The sequence below is a fragment of the Bacteroides sp. 3_1_23 genome (genome assembly GCF_000162555.1).
Lineage (GTDB): Bacteria > Bacteroidota > Bacteroidia > Bacteroidales > Bacteroidaceae > Bacteroides > Bacteroides ovatus.
In genome coordinates this window covers 974,176-989,318 of record NZ_GG774949.1, presented here as the reverse complement: position 1 = coordinate 989,318, position 15,143 = coordinate 974,176, and the positions used below count along the sequence as shown (strand labels likewise).

Sequence of the window (15,143 nt, the reverse complement as noted above, 5' to 3'; positions counted from 1 at the left end):
TATCTTTTTTTAATGATGAATGATTACCAGTAACGCTGGTCGTGTGTCCCGTACAGGGCAAGCACCCGCTGGGAATCCCCCTTCTTCTTGCTGCGCAGGTACGATATGCCGATATTCTTTCGGGTATAGTACCATGTCAGGTTCTTGTATTCCAGCACTTCGCCATATATCCGGTTGATGATGTCCAGCCGTTCCTTGTCGGTCATCGAGAGTCCGGTAGCCGTGGTCACTTCCTTCAAGTCCAGCAGCAGGTTGCTGCTTTCTTCAAGCAACCGGTTATACCCGAAAGCAATGGCCGAGAGTTCTTCCACGGTAAAATTCGGGTCGCCCATCATCGTATTGAAATTAGTCACGTAAATATCGCTGATGTCACCTACCAGAAGGATAGTCTGTTGTACCTTGCGTGCCCCTTTTACGAGATCGTGTACGGATTTCAAAGCGTCGTAGTAGGCCTTTCCCTGCTGGTAAATCTTTACAGTCTCCTGAAAGTTACTTCACATGTTCTGTGCCGTTGTGGAAGTCTGTACAATTTCATTGGCCGAGTTTACAATGCCTTGAGCAAGGTTCGTAGGGTCTATCACTGCCCACTGTGCTTTGCTTGTCACCGAAAGGGACAGTAGTGCCATGAATAAAATTATCATTCTCTTTTTCATGCGTCTATCTCCTTTCTTTGGTAAGTAAATACCGGCTGTCGTCATCACGGGCAAACAGTCCGTAACAGCCGAACAGCAATACCTCGCTTCCGCTGAAATACCCGATACATCCGGCATCCTTGTTCCCGTGCAGGAAAAGGTCGTCCCCTTTCCGGAGCGGGATATTGATTTCGGTATAACTCATTTCTCCGGCGAACAGCGTAGCCTTGTATCCCTTGAATCCGTCCGTCACATGGTTGGATTTACGGATTGTCAGCGTGGAGCCGCCTTCCTTGTTCATTCAGTGACCGCAGATGCGGTCGTGTTCCAGTTCTTTCTTCATTTCCCCAATCAGGTTCAGCAGATCCAGATTGGTCAGGGTCGCATCTCCGAGTGCTTCCCTGCATTGGCTTAATAAATCTTTCTTACTCATTGTTGTCTATAGATTAATATGGTTACTTGTTTTCCTGCCGTTTGCTTTCGGCAAGTTGTTTGATAGCCAGTTCGATGTTTCCGCCCAGCTTTTCCGTAAGGCGGGTAAGTTCCAGTTTCTCAGTCTCTTCGGTGGTGTAGCAAAGGTACTCTTCAGCCGAAACTTCTGTTGCATATACCGCACTTTGCGTACCACCAAGCCCTATCCAGACCTCTTTATAAAGGCGGTTCGCTGCATTGGCAAGATTGATAGAAAGTATCTGGCTGCGTTCCTTGTCCGTCAAGCCGAGCAGGTTCTGTATCTGGTCGAACTTGTTTTGATACTTCCGCTGATCGAGCAGTATTTTGCAGTCACTGTTGTTGATAATCGTCTCTTTCACAACGGGGGAAGAGATAATATCATCCACTTCCTGCGTCACTACAACCGCCTCTCCGTAAAACTTTCTGACTGTTTTAAAAAGATAACGGATGTAGTTTGCCATACCTTCCTTGGCGATTGCCTTGCCGGGTAGGTCGGGGGCATTACTGCCCCTTTCCCCCCTAAGAACCGTACGTGAAAGTTTCCAATCATACGGCTCAAGCAACTTTAAATTTCTATCTAATAGAAACCAGCTCATTGTTACATCTATTTAAGTTGAATGACTTTTCTTCTGCAACTGTCATGTACCAAGAAATTAACTTTCTTTCCATTGACAATTCTTTCATTAGTTCCCCACGAGTGTTCTTTGTCTATGGGTTCTCCGCATATGGGGCATAAATGATTTTGTCTTTCCCACATATACAGCAATGATTTTCTACCATTAAGCGACTTGAGCATCTTGTAAGTCTTGCGCTTTTCAAAATATTCTTTCCATTCAGGGTCGAGAGGATTGGCTTCACCTTTCACTTTTACGTATCGGGTGATTTTCGTGTCGTACAGTCTTTTGAGGGCAATCTTATCATCCGCTTTACCCCTTTTGAAGTTCGCCACAAAGCACCAGTTACGATTCTTTATTCGTGTAAAGTATCTGCTGGCAATCCAATATTTACCTTTCTTGGGATGTCGTCTCTTGGCCCATTGCCATAGCTTTTCAAATATCAAGTAATCAGCTTTTCTGAATGTGTCCGAAGCCACGCAATTCTTGTAGTAATTCACCCAACCGACTATTACCGGATTCAAAAGTCTTATAAGAGATTCCTGTTTACTACCTTTATTGGAATCAATGATTCCTCTGATTTTCTCCATGAATCCCTTCAGACTCTTTTTGGACGGCTTTATTAGAAGTATTCCATTGTATTTACGGATATTGTACCCGAGAAAATCAAAGCCCTCTTCAATATGGGTTATCTTTGTCTTTTCTTCTGATAGAGTAAGTCCCCGACTTTCAAGGAAGTTCTCCACTAACGGCTTTATTTGCTCCAATGCTTCTTTAGTCCTTCCCGTAATGATAAAATCATCCGCGTATCGAACCATGTGAACCTTTGAATAATATACTTGTCCCTTAACGGATTTCCTATAATACTTTTCTGCGAGCATTGCTTGCAGACCGTCCAATGTCATATTGGCAAGAGTTGGCGAGATAATTCCACCCTGTGGAGTTCCTTCTTCCGTAGGGAATAATTCCTTGTTGAAAACGAAACCGCATTTGAGCCATTTTTTCAGCATGACTTTATCCATTGGAATATTTTCCAACAGCCAGTCATGACTGATATGGTCAAAACAACCTTTGATGTCTCCTTCTAAAATCCATTCGGGAGAAGCTGTCTTGGCAAGGACGCAAAAACATTGTTCTCTTGCATCGCCAGCACTTCTCTCTTTACGGAATCCGTAGAAGTTGCTGTCAGCAGTTGTTTCTGACACAGGTTCCAATGCGAGCAGATACAATGCCTGCATTGCCCTGTCTTTCATCGTCGGAATCCCTAATGGGCGCAACTTCCCGTTACTCTTTTTAATATGTATCCTTCTTAGAGGCTGAGGGGTATAGCCTCTTCTTCTCAGCTCGCTGATGGCCTTGAATTTACTGTTGGAAGTTGCCCACACAGCTTTATCAACACCCGCAGTTTTACTGCCTCTGTTCGATGTAACACGTTTTACCGCTAAAGCTTTAGCGTAAAACGAATGCGTCAGCATCCACTGCAAGGCTTTCACCCTGCCGTGTTTGCCTTCTTTCTGAGCTTTTACAATACGTGCTTGTAGCTTATTAACCGCTATTTCGCACTTGTTCCAGTCTATACTTTCCCAGGTGCTCCACTTTTGGTCAGTAGATGCACACGATGTCTTACTTTCGTTCATTTGCTTTTCTCCTTTGAATAAGTTCTAAAAGTTTCTTGTAAAAAGTCACCTTGCGGAAGTCAGCCCACTTTCGTGTGAGGTGATGTTTCAACCTCTATCCGCTCCATTACAGAACGGCATTCGCTTTTTCCACATTCCTCTGCCCGCATTTCATTCGGCTTTCCTTACGGTTTGCTTACCTGCTGTTATACAGGAGAAATACGGGTTTACCATGTTTCTTGTATATGACAAACGAATGGGTTAGAATCCGTCTATCCGCCGGCAGTCATCATGTTCGTGTAACCTTAGCATGAAGAAGGTTATCCGACTGCGTCCCTTTTGGGTTAGAGCCCAGTATCATTAACAGCTCATTCGAAGTTACGACGTTTATCAACGGTTCACATTACGTTATTCATACCATTCAGCCTAGCTCCCCTGCCATTCGATACTAACGGCAGTTGTCGTTCCCTCGCGGTTCTGACTTCTCCTTTCGGAAGGGCTTCATTGTTGGTTCTGCTATCGCACGACCTCATTGCTTACTATCGCACGCTCCCATAGGCTACTGTTGACGAAACAACAGGTTTAATCGTTCTATTTCCAGCGCGTGGAATGGAATGTTAAACAATCATATACAAGACTTACATGTCGCAGCCACGCTTCCTCAATCAGTATCATCTTGCGGATACCCTGCAAACGTCTCATTTTATTTATGAACGTCTCCATGATAATGATGGTGACAACCGGAAAGAGGATTGGATTATCTTTCACAACATCCAACTCAAATACAATAAACCGTTTGTTCAGTAAATCCAGTTCCTTGTCCGAGTTCAGCAGATACCCGTATTCACCGTTCTTATAATAAGGTTCCAGCACGTTCAGAAAACCGTCCACGTCAAAGTCCTTCTCCCGCACATTCTTGTCTGCCAGCACCTTCCGGTAGTCTTTCCTTACAAAGTCATAGAACGAGTTGAAGTTCGGCTTTATCTTCCGGTTCTTCTTTATCTTTTCGATATACAGGCTGACCGCATTCGAGAGCGCCACCTCTTCCGAACGTCGGGGTGGTTCGTCCTCCCTTTTCCAAAGGGTGAGTATCAGTGTCTTGATGCTGTCCCGCTTCTCGATGTCATACCGGTAATCTTCGGTGAAAAACGGATTGAAAGAAATCGGGTCATTTTCCTTGTATGTAAAATAAATCCCGTCATCCCCTCCGGTCTTCTGATGTATCAGGTCACAGAGTCCCTTGTACGAATTTCCGGTGTCCACCAGCAGGATATGCGTCCCTTGTTCCCAGTACTGCCTCACGAGATGATTGGTAAAGAAACTTTTCCCGCTGCCGCTGGGGCCGAGTATGAATTTGTTTCTGTTAGTCACTACCCCTTTTTTCATGGGCAAATCCGATATGTCGAGGAAGACGGGCTTTCCCGTCAGCCTGTCCACCATGCGGATGCCGAAGGGAGAGAGCGAGTTCCGGTAACAGGTTTCAGCCGTGAAGAAACAGAGTGCCTGCCCGGTAAACGTGTAGAACGTCTCTTCGGCCGGAAAGTCCGCTTCATTTCCCGGTATGCCCGCCCAATAGAGAGCCGGAAGGTCGGTCGTGTTATGGTGCGGAGTACATTCCATCAATGCCAGTGCGCTTCCCACATCGTTCTTCACCCGCCGGAGTTCGTCCCCGTTTTCCGCCCATGCGATGATGTTACAATGGCAGCGCACGGATTGCAGTCCGTTGCTGTGCGCCTCATTCAGGTATTCATCCAGCCACTCCTTGTTGATCTGGTTGCTGCGGCTGTACCGGGAAAGCGACTGCATGTTCTTCGCCATCTTCTCGAAACGGGAAAGGTTTTCGTTACTGTCGTCTATGAATATCCACTGATTGTAGATATGGTCGCAGGGCAGCATCACGCCCACGGGGGCGGCATAGCTCAAACGGCAGTCCGAGCGGTCTGTCGAGAGGCGTTCGTACCGTCCATCCGTCCTCACTTTTCCCGGCAGATAGTCGAGGTCGGAGAGCGTGTGCAGGCAGAGCCGCTTATCTCCGATACGCATCCCGTCCGGATTCAATTGCATGTCCTGCAACATGGTAGTTCCGTCTGCCGAGAGCGTAAGGTACCGTTCGATAATACCCGGTTCGTTTTCCGTTCCCGTAATCTCTTCCGTGGTCAGCCGTTCCAGCCTGATAAGTCCGCTGTCGTTAACGATACTTTCAAACTGTCCCACCGCTTCCATGAAACGCTCCACCGTTTCCTTGTCCCTTATCTCCTTCGGAACCAGAAAACCACGGCAGAGCGTGTTCCAGTTGCTTTGTTGCCGGGAGCGCTCTTTGGTGGTCTTGGTGAGGAACAGGTAGCAGGCGTGGTGCAGGTAGGGACGTTCGTTGAAGTGGCGTTCAAAACTGCGGGAGAGAAAGCTGAGTTCGTCCCGGCGGATGTCCGGCTCGTATTTCTCCGTGATGAAAATATCCTGTTTGTGCAGGATTGAATAGTTCGGCAACACCTTGATGGCCTTCGCTCATGTGGCGTGCATCGCCTCATATTCTGCGGATGATACCGAAAACACTTCCGGCAGTGTGACCCGGAAAGCGACCGTGATGTCGGCGTCCTTGCTGACGATGCAGCCGTGTTCCACCGCCATGATGGGAAACTTGCTTTCCAGTGTGGATGCTTTTAATATACTTCTCATAATTTACGATTGTTGTTTGTTGATCAGACGTGTGATACGTTTTCGTGAGAGGATTCTCCGGGGATGCTGCCGGGCCGCGAACAGCTTCATCAGCCCGTGGCTGCCGTATTTACGGTTCAGCGTAAAGGTCAGCCATACCAATATCGTAGCTGCCGATACTCCGAAACCGATGCAGATTCACTGTCCGACGCCCGCCATATACATGATGACGAACATCACGAATACGGCAAGCAGGCCGGCAGCGAAAATAAACAGGTATTGTGCCCGGAGTCCCTTGAACTCAACTTCACGGCCCACCCCTTTATTTATTTCAAAATCAGCCATAAGTTATTGTCTTTTTTATGTTTTTAGAGGAAGAACGACCTCAAAATGGTGGCGGCGACTATCAGAAAGATACAGGCTCCGAACCACGAACTGGCAGTTTTACTCGTGTCGGGGTCGCCCGAACTGAATTTCTGATATACCTTGATTCCACCGACGAGGCCGATTACAGCACCGATTGCATAAATCAGTTTTGTGCCGGGATCGAAATATCCGGTCACGAGTTGTGTCGCTTCGGTGATACCGGCTTGTCCGTTTCCTTGCGCCATTGTCGCACTTGCCGCCGCAACAGCGGCCAGCATCATAATCAATCTTTTCTTTTTCATTTGTTTCCGTGATTTTTTTAGGTGATTCATATTTCGCAAGCGTGCATTTGAGGTTATCCAAGCCTGTTTGTCTTGTCGCTGACTCGGCGTTGCCTTGTCGCTGACTTGACATCCTCTTGTCGCTGACTCGACAAAACGGGGTTTCAGCGTAACCAAAATGCAATTTGGCAAAGACACCCGAACTTGCGAAAAATCAGTAAGTAATTAAAAAAGCCACGGACTGCCCTCTTTCACTATCCCCATAAGGCAGCCGTGGCCGCTTATGGTTTATTGATTCAGGGGGTAAGTTCCGGTGGGGAATCAGCCGGAGTCATAATATGTTATTCGCATCGTTACTTGATTTTGTGGTGAAACACTCTTGTTAATTCTCTCTTGGAAGCGGAATGCGAATCATCCCGAATCGTAGTAGCCTTTTGTTCTCATTGTCTTTACTGTCCTTATCGGTTTATTTCAGGTATTCCCCGCACTTGAAACCCTTGCGGGGTGTATAGTCTTCAAAGGAGGTGGACTTGAACAGCCACATCCGGTTCGCCCATCGGGCAAGGTCACGCTCGTACTGTGTAGGCGTCCGCTTGTTTGCATAATCCCGGAAAGGGATAACAAAGGGAGTAATCCCCAGTTCCCTCAGTACGTTCAACCGGAACAAATCCTGTTCAACGGTCGAATTGAATCCTATCAGCACGTAGCAGGTTATCTTGTAAGGTTTCACATGCCTGACCATCTCTTTCAGACGGTCGGTCAGATCCAGTCGGGGCAAATCCCACGCGATATGAATGTTCTGTTTCATCTTCATTCTATTCAGATGCCAGGCTTGTTCCTCGTTCATAATCCTAACGTCCACACCGTGCAGTTTAACGGGTTGCCGGGTCTTCATCAGATAATCCACCGCCGACCTTCACTGCGGATTGGCAAAGAAATTATTGTCCAGCACCTCAATCCATTTTCCTTTCGGATTCAGTTCCACCGGTTCCACGCTCTGAATGTATCCTTCCTTTTCACGAACGAGACAAAAAGGACATTTACGGATGCAGCCCCTTGAAAAGAACTGAAGGGAAAAAGGATATTGGGGGTAAATGAAATAATCCATCATCCGGCTGTTTTCCACAGCTTCGGGAAGCCTGCCCGTAATGTCATATCCGGTTCCACCCTTAATGACTTCCTTCGCATTCAGCAGGCTATAATCATAGTCGGAACTAAAGGTGAACACCTTGCTTGCCAGTACCTTGTCATACCGCTGTGCCGGTAACGCCCATTCCACCAGATGTCCTTTTGCCTTGTAATAAGCCGAAAGGCGCATCAGCGCAAAATTGGGGAAGTTATGTCCGTCCACATCTACCAGTCCTATATTCATACGGATAAAATTTAATGGTGAATAGTTCTTGTTGCCCTACCGGGTGAATGCCGCAGACGGTCTGTCATCTCGAATCGTAATAGCCTTTTGTCATAGCCATTCTGTTTTATAAGTAAGTTACCAAAGGTATTGTCTTTTCTTGCCCGGAGTGTTCCCTTATCAGGCGGGAACATCCATTTATCAACCCGAATCGAAATAAGTCATATACATGGTTTTGTTGGTTTATTCAGTCATTAATACCATAGCGAATCTCTCTCTTTAAAGTGATACGGGCTGTCAACCCGTATCAAAATAACCTCTTGTCATTGTTACCTCCTTTTTTAATCGGTTAATCACTGTCTGGAGCAGCCCCGCTCATTTGCTCGGCTTCATCCAGAAATTTGCTGATACGGCTGTCGCTGCCATTGATACTTTCCAGTATCGAGCGTTCAATCTGCGTATCTTTGATATGGTGGATCGCCCTTAAAAGGGACAATCGTTTGTCTGTCGGAATATCCTTGCCGTTGCAGAGGTCGATAATCAGGTCGATCTCTTCCGGCCCTATGCCGGTTGCTTCGCCCGAATAATCTTCGCGGATACAGTTCAAATCATCCAGTTCCTCGTTCAACTCGTCCGTATCCACTTCGTCACCGTTTCCTCCCTGTCCGCTATCGCCATCCCGCTTGCCGGAACTCTCATCCGAAGAAGCCCGCCACTCTTCCACGCGCTTGTCCCGGAACAGTTCCGGAATGCGCTCCGGCGGCACTTGTGCTGCCTTTTGTGGCGCTGTATCTTCGTTTCTGCCAGCAAAAGTAGAGGCATTTTCTTTACCTGCAATAGCCCCGGAACCGGTGGCGTTTATTGGCGGCCGTTGGCGTGTCCCGTAGCTTTTTGTCACGACAAGGCTGCCTGTTTCAGACCGTTTCTGAGGAGGTTTTTCCATGTTCCTGCCCTCTGCCTTTTCCTCGTTTTTCACTTCCGTATGCGTGTCCGGGAGGTCTTTCTTTTCCGCTTTCCCTTTCGTGCGCCTGCGCCCTTTTTTCTGTTCCTCCTTTACCGGATCGAACCACCCGGCAATACCCCTCAGCGCTTTTGCCATGCGGCGGCGTGCCTTCCCGAAACATATCTCGCCAAGCTGTCCCCTGAATACGAACTTGTCCATGAACAGATAGGCGAACAATAGCCAGAACAAAACGATTCCGGCCTCATAATAACTTGATTGTATATCCATACCCTAAAATATTTTGTTATAACTCTTTTGTAAATAGGTCTTCACCTCATCCGCATGTTTCTCGAAATGCTCCTTCAATACATTGTCTATGTAGTTTCCTACCGTCAACTGCCGTTTTCCGGCAATGCCCACGATGACCGATATTTTCTGGTGCAGTTCCTTGTCTATATACACCCCTTGTCTGCCTTCACATTTGTAGGGTGTAAGGAACTTGCGTATAAAGTCAGCCAGTGCCGTGCGAATCGTTTTCGGTGACGGTTTTTCCGTAACCGCCGAACATCCGGCATCATCCGAACCGGAAATACCGCTTACTGTTTCATTCACAATGTCATCCGCTTTTCCCTTTTCCTCAGATAAAGCGGTTTCTCTATTTTCGCCATTACCTCCGCCGGTTGAAGGTGCGGAGGATAAAGGAGGCTCTATCGGAACCCCTGCCATCAGGCTGCGCAGGTACGCTTCATCCACCGGATTCTGTCCGCTTGTTTTCTTTGCCATGATTATTAGGTTTTAAGTATAGATATGATTTCATCCATAAACGTATCGAAGCCGCACTCTTTGGTGAATGCCGCATCAGGAGCGAACAGCGTACTCCGGTAAACGGAGCCGCCCGTAGCGGACAAATCTTTGGTAAAGTTGCTGCGCACGGTACGTGTTTTGAGACAATCCAACCCTAACAAAGAAAAGCCTTGCTGATACACATCATACAATGTCGTGCGTTCCCTGCGGTCAACCATGTTCCAGAACAGATGAAGACTTTTCAGAGCGGACACGCCGGTCTTTATCAGCCGGTCATTAATGGTGGTGGCAAAGTTCAGCGTGCTTTCCAGTACCAGTCGGTCAGCCTTTATCGGCACGAACAGATAATCGAGCGAACTGATTGTGGCGATAACCCCATCGCTACCCATTGTTCCGGGCAAGTCGAATAGCACCACGTCATAATGCGTATCCGCTTTCTCTTCAAATGCCCTTCAGTGCGCCATGCAATCCGCGGGTGTGCTTCCAATAACCGGATACGCCTTTTTCTTCAACCGCCCGGCCTGCTCCACCAAGAGGTTCTGATAAACGGGTGTAGTCTTGACCACTTCCATATCCCGTTTTTTCTGTTTCATAATCGAATGTTGCGGATAGTCGCAATCCACCACCGCTACGTTCAGTCCTTTCACATAATGCAGTCATGATGCCGCATAAATCGTAAACGTCGATTTACCTACGCCCCCCTTCTGGGAAGCGAACGAAATGAATACCGTTTCCTTTCTCTTTTCCATTGTAACCTGATTTTAAGTAAATAATTTGATTTATTGATAATTAAGCGGATAGATACCTGTCCACTTATCCGTTCAGTCATTTCATTATCCGTTTAGCTTAATAGTTATATGGCTATTTAGCTATCTGTCTATTTAGCTACATACTTACATAGCTATTCAATTATATAGCTATATAGCTATCCGGCTGTCTGTCTAAATATTTAGCTAATAGTCCTTTTACATATTCATTTATCCGAATATCTACCTGCCCGTCTATACATCTTTATATATGCATAGCTGTATAAGCGGATAGATAGCCTTATGAATGCCTGTCTGAAAACATACTTAATCAAATGGCTATTCAGACAGAAAGCTATTCAGATAGAAAACCGTCCGGATAGCTATCCTGATAACTACCTTTTTATCTATCCAAATAAGTAGCTGAATAGCTATCCGGCTGCAAATAAACCTCAAAAAGAGCATCCGTGAGGCACCTGTGGTTTCAAAGTCATTTATTGGCGGCTGTTGGCGGGATACCGGGTAATAGCCATACCGAAAAAACTATCTACCTTTGTCGCCGGGAGAGCGCAGCCCGTTCTCGAAAAGAGAACGTCAAACAAATCCTTCAGACCTTTAATCCGGCCCAGCCGGATTTTAATATGCGTCAGCATATAGCAAGGTGTACTTTGAGGCCCTCACTTGAAGTTCAGGCCCTCAAAGTCCCGCCCCGAAAGGTCTTTCGGGGGTGGCGGTTCTCCCAAGTCGAACCTTCTAAAATATTCATGTCATGAAGAAAAGGATGCTTGTAAGCAATGAAAAGGGGCACAAGGTGCTCGCAGACCCACGGGTGCATCGCCACTCAGTGCGGTTGAGCAGTGAGGAAAATGAAAAATTCCTCATGATGTTTGAACAATCGGGTATGAAGAACAAGGCCGAATTTATCTTCGCCCGTATCTTCGGCTGAGAGTTCAAGGTGGTGAAGATTGATAAGGAAGCGCAGGAATATTATGCCCAGCTCACCGCTTTCTATCAGCAGTTCCGCCGTATCGGGAATAACTATAACCAATGTGTAAAGGTCATTCATGCCATTTATGGAGAAAAGAAATCGCTTGCGTTCCTTTATAAACTGGCAGAAGAAACCCGTAAACTGGAAGAAGTATGCAGGCAGGTTATCGAACTGACAAAGCGGTACGAAAAGGAGTATCTCACTAAAAAGGAATAACGTCATGGTGCCGAATATCACATCCGGCAGTTCATTCTATGGAGTGATTGCCTATAATAAGATAAAGGTGGACGACGGTACGGCAAAGGTATTGTGACATCCGAAAATAGCAGCGGACACTTCCGACAATGTACCGATTGAACACTGTGTACAGGCTTTTGAACCTTACATCGCACTCAACTCGCACGTCCGGAAACCGGTTATCCACATCTCCCTGAACCCGTCCCCGAAAGACATTCTTTCGGAAGAGCAGATGACCGTACTGGCTCAGGAGTTCATGAAAAACTTCGGTTACGGGAACCAGCCCTATATCGTATGGCTGCATGAAGACATAGACCGCAAGCACATGCACATCGTATCGGTACGTATTGATGAAACCGGAGAAAAAATAGACCATAACCGGGAAGCTATCCGGGCACAGAACATCTGCCGTGAAATGGAAGTGAAGTACGGGCTTCATCCCACATTCGGAGAACACGGTGAGAGGGAACTATCATCCCTACAAAAAGTGGATTATCCGAAAGGGGACGTGAAAGCACAGGTAAAGCATACTGCCCGAACCTTGCTGGAATGTTACAACTGTCACTCGCTTGCCGAATATGGCACTCTTCTGAACCTGTATAACGTAACCGTTTATGAAGTCAGGGGAAGTGTGGACGGGAAGGAATACCACGGTATTATGTACGGAGCTTTGAATGATAACGGACAGCAGGTGGGAACACCTTTCAAGTCCAGCAAGTTCGGTAAGGCATTCGGTTATGAAGCACTGCAAAAGAAGTTTGCCGCTTCTACTGAAAAGGTGAAAAGGAACAGCCTTGCCGAAAGGACAAGACAGGAAGTCATTAAAGCCATGCAGGACATCGGCACGAAAGAGGATTTCGCCCGAAAGCTGAAAGAGGCGGATATAGAGACGGTTTACCGTATCAATCCCGAAGGACGTCTGTACGGCATCACTTTCATAGACCATACCAGCCGGACAGTGCTTAACGGCTCGCGTCTGGGCAAGGCCTTTTCGGCCAATGTGTTCAACGAGCTGTTCAACAATCCGGATGCGGACCGTACAAGGCTGATACCACCACCGGAGCAGGATACACCCCGACAGGAACAAGATACGGAAGAAAGACTGGAAAGGAAAGAATACCGGCAACAGGAAAATCAAGGCTATCAGAGTGAACCGTCCGGCAGTCTGATTGATACGTCCGCACTCGGTGCCATTGACATTTTCTCCGTATTCATGGAAGATGACCATACGCACGAGTACATCGATCCGGCCTTCTGCTTCGGACGCAGGAAAAAGAAGAAGCGCAGGCGCAAATTATAATATAATTAAGGTATAGAACAAAAAGTCGAATTTTAACAGTTACAATTATGCAGAATGAAGATGATTTAAGAGGTCTTGCCAAAGTCACGGACTTTATGCGGGCCATCAGTTTTCTATTTTTGACGATACACATCTATTGGTTTTGTTACGGCTGGCTACACGAAATGGGCTGGACGCTTGATATTGTGGATAAGATATTGTCCAATTTCCAGCGTACCACCGGACTATTTTCATCTTTGCTTTACACCAAACTGTTTTGTGTCCTCTTCCTCGGTCTGTCCTGCATGGGCAACAAGGGAGTGAAGAAGCATGAAATCACATGAAGGCAGATAACTATTGCGGCCATAGCTGGTAGCATACTCTTTTTCCTGAACTGGTGGTTGCTGTCCATTGACGCATCATCCGGTGTGTGCGTCATACTTTATACCACGACATTGGTCGGTGGTTTCTTCTGCCTGTTGGCATCCGGTTTATGGATAAGCCGTCTGTTGAAGAACAATTTGCTGGAGGACGTTTTCAACACCGAAAATGAATCGTTCATGCAGGAAACCCGCCTTATGGAAAACGAGTATTCCATTAACCTGCCGACTAAATTCTGGTACAGGAGAAAGGAATGGAAAGGCTGGATAAACGTGGTGAATCCTTTTCGGGCCAGCATGATTTTAGGTACACCGGGTAGCGGGAAATCGTATGCCGTGGTCAATAATTACATAAAGCAGGCAATCGAGAAGTCCTATGCACTTTATATATACGACTTTAAATTTGATGACTTGTCCGTTATCGCTTATAACCATCTGATTAAGTACAGACACCGCTATAAGATACCGCCCAAGTTCTACGTGATAAATTTCGATAACCCACGCAAGAGCCATCGCTGTAACCCGTTGGCACCGGAACTGATGACGGATATTTCAGACGCTTACGAGTCGTCGTACACCATAATGCTTAACCTCAATAAGTCGTGGGTGCAGAAGCAGGGGGACTTCTTTGTGGAATCCCCGATTGTCCTGTTTACGGCGATAATATGGTTTTTAAAAATCTATGAAGACGGCAAGTATTGTACATTCCCCCATGCGATAGAACTACTAAACAAAAGGTACGAGGATGTATTCACCATTCTGACAAGCTATTCCGAACTTGAGAACTATCTGAGTCCGTTCATTGACGCATGGAAAGGCGGTGCCAGTGAGCAGTTAATGGGGCAGATTGCATCTGCCAAAATCCCGCTGTCCCGACTGATAAGTCCGCAACTCTATTGGGTAATGTCCGGCAGTGACTTTACGCTGGATATTAATAATCCCAAAGAACCGAAAGTGTTATGTGTGGGCAACAATCCCGATAGAATTTCTATTTACGGGGCAGCTTTAGGTCTGTATAACTCCCGTATCGTGAAGCTGATAAACAAAAAGAAGCAACTCAAAAGTTGTGTGATTATTGACGAGTTACCCACGATTTTCTTTAAAGGTTTGGACAATCTGATTGCCACGGCACGAAGCAACAAAGTGGCGGTTGTGTTAGGTTTTCAGGATTTCAGCCAGTTGAAGCGCGATTACGGAGACAAGGAGGCCGCCGTCATCATGTCAACTGTGGGTAATATATTCAGCGGTCAGGTGGTGGGGGAAACGGCAAAAACATTGTCGGAAAGATTCGGGAAAATCCTGCAAAAGCGGGAGTCTATGAGTATCAACCGTAACGATACTTCCACTTCCATCAGCACACAACTGGATAGCCTGATACCTGCCAGTAAAATCAGTACACTCTCGCAGGGTATGTTTGTCGGTGCCGTAGCAGACAACTTCGGAGAGACAATCGAGCAGAAGATTTTCCATGCGCAGATAGTAGTGGATAATGATGCGGTACAGAAAGAGACAGCCGCCTATCAACCCATTCCTGAAATCAGCAGCTTTCTGGACGAGAACGGCAATGATACGATGGAGCAGCAGATACAGGCCAACTATCTGCAAATCAAGCAGGATATTGTCGAATTAGTGGAGAACGAATTGCTCCGCATAGAGAATGACCCGGAACTCAAACATCTGTTAGGGAATAACGAAAAGGAACCGAGCAAAGCCTAAACAATGTCATAACAACATGTTTTCCACAACACATTGCGACAATCTCGGAAGCTGTCAGATTTCACTTCCGTAGATTGCCGCA

At 46.7% G+C, this 15,143-nt stretch carries 13 protein-coding genes and 5 pseudogenes; 3 read left to right on the top strand and 15 right to left on the bottom strand.

The window, feature by feature from the left end; all coding sequences use genetic code 11:
• Positions 1-23: 23 nt before the first annotated feature.
• The 15 genes and pseudogenes from HMPREF9010_RS0124010 to HMPREF9010_RS26720 form a co-directional block, all read right to left on the bottom strand.
• Positions 24-653: pseudogene (locus tag HMPREF9010_RS0124010) on the bottom strand (DUF4141 domain-containing protein).
• A gap of 4 nt (positions 654-657) precedes the next feature.
• On the bottom strand, positions 658-933 hold the full coding sequence (locus HMPREF9010_RS0124000) for a hypothetical protein (RefSeq protein WP_004313115.1): 276 nt from the start codon (positions 931-933) through the stop codon (positions 658-660).
• Positions 934-1,065: a hypothetical protein gene (locus HMPREF9010_RS26685; protein WP_008020351.1), complete on the bottom strand. Its 132-nt coding sequence runs from the start codon at positions 1,063-1,065 to the stop codon at positions 934-936. It abuts the gene before it with no gap.
• A gap of 22 nt (positions 1,066-1,087) precedes the next feature.
• Complete coding sequence (locus HMPREF9010_RS0123995; RefSeq protein WP_032844123.1) at positions 1,088-1,681, bottom strand: TraG family conjugative transposon ATPase; 594 nt, start codon at positions 1,679-1,681, stop codon at positions 1,088-1,090.
• Positions 1,682-1,689: 8 nt separating this feature from the next.
• A complete protein-coding gene (ltrA, locus tag HMPREF9010_RS20580; protein ID WP_008647089.1) occupies positions 1,690-3,336 on the bottom strand; it encodes a group II intron reverse transcriptase/maturase in 1,647 nt (548 codons plus the stop codon).
• Between the two features lie 630 nt (positions 3,337-3,966).
• Positions 3,967-5,991: pseudogene (locus HMPREF9010_RS0123990) on the bottom strand (TraG family conjugative transposon ATPase); the annotation flags it as partial.
• Between the two features lie 3 nt (positions 5,992-5,994).
• Positions 5,995-6,315, bottom strand: a pseudogene (locus HMPREF9010_RS26040) (DUF4133 domain-containing protein).
• A gap of 23 nt (positions 6,316-6,338) precedes the next feature.
• On the bottom strand, positions 6,339-6,638 hold the full coding sequence (locus HMPREF9010_RS0123975) for a DUF4134 domain-containing protein (RefSeq protein ID WP_032852444.1): 300 nt from the start codon (positions 6,636-6,638) through the stop codon (positions 6,339-6,341).
• A gap of 445 nt (positions 6,639-7,083) precedes the next feature.
• On the bottom strand, positions 7,084-7,512 hold the full coding sequence (locus HMPREF9010_RS20585; protein WP_032852443.1) for a hypothetical protein: 429 nt from the start codon (positions 7,510-7,512) through the stop codon (positions 7,084-7,086).
• A gap of 21 nt (positions 7,513-7,533) precedes the next feature.
• On the bottom strand, positions 7,534-7,989 hold the full coding sequence (locus tag HMPREF9010_RS20590; protein WP_008647087.1) for a hypothetical protein: 456 nt from the start codon (positions 7,987-7,989) through the stop codon (positions 7,534-7,536).
• A 328-nt stretch (positions 7,990-8,317) separates the two neighbouring features.
• Positions 8,318-9,199, bottom strand: coding sequence for a hypothetical protein (locus HMPREF9010_RS20595; RefSeq protein ID WP_008647086.1), 882 nt, complete (start codon positions 9,197-9,199; stop codon positions 8,318-8,320).
• A gap of 3 nt (positions 9,200-9,202) precedes the next feature.
• Complete coding sequence (locus HMPREF9010_RS20600; protein ID WP_008647085.1) at positions 9,203-9,694, bottom strand: DUF3408 domain-containing protein; 492 nt, start codon at positions 9,692-9,694, stop codon at positions 9,203-9,205.
• Positions 9,695-9,699: 5 nt separating this feature from the next.
• Positions 9,700-10,104 (bottom strand): ParA family protein, encoded by a 405-nt coding sequence (locus tag HMPREF9010_RS20605; protein WP_032852590.1) that lies wholly within the window; start codon positions 10,102-10,104, stop codon positions 9,700-9,702.
• 52 nt (positions 10,105-10,156) lie between these two features.
• Positions 10,157-10,375 carry a hypothetical protein gene (locus HMPREF9010_RS26270; protein WP_192919020.1) on the bottom strand — a complete coding sequence of 73 codons (219 nt, stop codon included), beginning with the start codon at positions 10,373-10,375 and terminating at the stop codon, positions 10,157-10,159.
• Positions 10,372-10,464 carry a ParA family protein gene (locus HMPREF9010_RS26720; RefSeq protein WP_146110359.1) on the bottom strand — a complete coding sequence of 31 codons (93 nt, stop codon included), beginning with the start codon at positions 10,462-10,464 and terminating at the stop codon, positions 10,372-10,374. The genes HMPREF9010_RS26270 and HMPREF9010_RS26720 overlap by 4 nt, the downstream gene beginning before the upstream one ends.
• 766 nt (positions 10,465-11,230) lie before the next feature.
• On the opposite strand from HMPREF9010_RS26720, the pseudogene mobA reads away from it, so the two are divergent.
• From mobA to mobC, 3 genes and pseudogenes are all read left to right on the top strand, one after another.
• Positions 11,231-11,665, top strand: a pseudogene (mobA, locus tag HMPREF9010_RS26450) (conjugal transfer protein MobA).
• 106 nt (positions 11,666-11,771) lie between these two features.
• The gene (mobB, locus tag HMPREF9010_RS20615; RefSeq protein WP_050428249.1) at positions 11,772-12,986 is read left to right on the top strand and encodes a conjugal transfer protein MobB; all 1,215 of its coding nucleotides are present in this window, start codon (positions 11,772-11,774) and stop codon (positions 12,984-12,986) included.
• Positions 12,987-13,033: 47 nt separating this feature from the next.
• Positions 13,034-15,061: pseudogene (gene mobC, locus HMPREF9010_RS20625) on the top strand (conjugal transfer protein MobC).
• Positions 15,062-15,143: the final 82 nt, after the last annotated feature.

Bases quoted from the DNA above. Each gene is read 5' to 3' on its own strand.
- HMPREF9010_RS0124000 (WP_004313115.1), bottom strand. From the start codon at position 933: ATGAACAAGGAAGGCGGCTCCACGCTGACAATCCGTAAATCCAACCAT.
- HMPREF9010_RS26685 (WP_008020351.1), bottom strand. From the start codon at position 1,065: ATGAGTAAGAAAGATTTATTAAGCCAATGCAGGGAAGCACTCGGAGAT.
- HMPREF9010_RS0123995 (WP_032844123.1), bottom strand. From the start codon at position 1,681: ATGAGCTGGTTTCTATTAGATAGAAATTTAAAGTTGCTTGAGCCGTAT.
- ltrA (WP_008647089.1), bottom strand. From the start codon at position 3,336: ATGAACGAAAGTAAGACATCGTGTGCATCTACTGACCAAAAGTGGAGC.
- HMPREF9010_RS0123975 (WP_032852444.1), bottom strand. From the start codon at position 6,638: ATGAAAAAGAAAAGATTGATTATGATGCTGGCCGCTGTTGCGGCGGCA.
- HMPREF9010_RS20585 (WP_032852443.1), bottom strand. From the start codon at position 7,512: ATGAAGACCCGGCAACCCGTTAAACTGCACGGTGTGGACGTTAGGATT.
- HMPREF9010_RS20590 (WP_008647087.1), bottom strand. From the start codon at position 7,989: ATGAATATAGGACTGGTAGATGTGGACGGACATAACTTCCCCAATTTT.
- HMPREF9010_RS20595 (WP_008647086.1), bottom strand. From the start codon at position 9,199: ATGGATATACAATCAAGTTATTATGAGGCCGGAATCGTTTTGTTCTGG.
- HMPREF9010_RS20600 (WP_008647085.1), bottom strand. From the start codon at position 9,694: ATGGCAAAGAAAACAAGCGGACAGAATCCGGTGGATGAAGCGTACCTG.
- HMPREF9010_RS20605 (WP_032852590.1), bottom strand. From the start codon at position 10,104: ATGGGTAGCGATGGGGTTATCGCCACAATCAGTTCGCTCGATTATCTG.
- HMPREF9010_RS26270 (WP_192919020.1), bottom strand. From the start codon at position 10,375: ATGACTGCATTATGTGAAAGGACTGAACGTAGCGGTGGTGGATTGCGA.
- HMPREF9010_RS26720 (WP_146110359.1), bottom strand. From the start codon at position 10,464: ATGGAAAAGAGAAAGGAAACGGTATTCATTTCGTTCGCTTCCCAGAAG.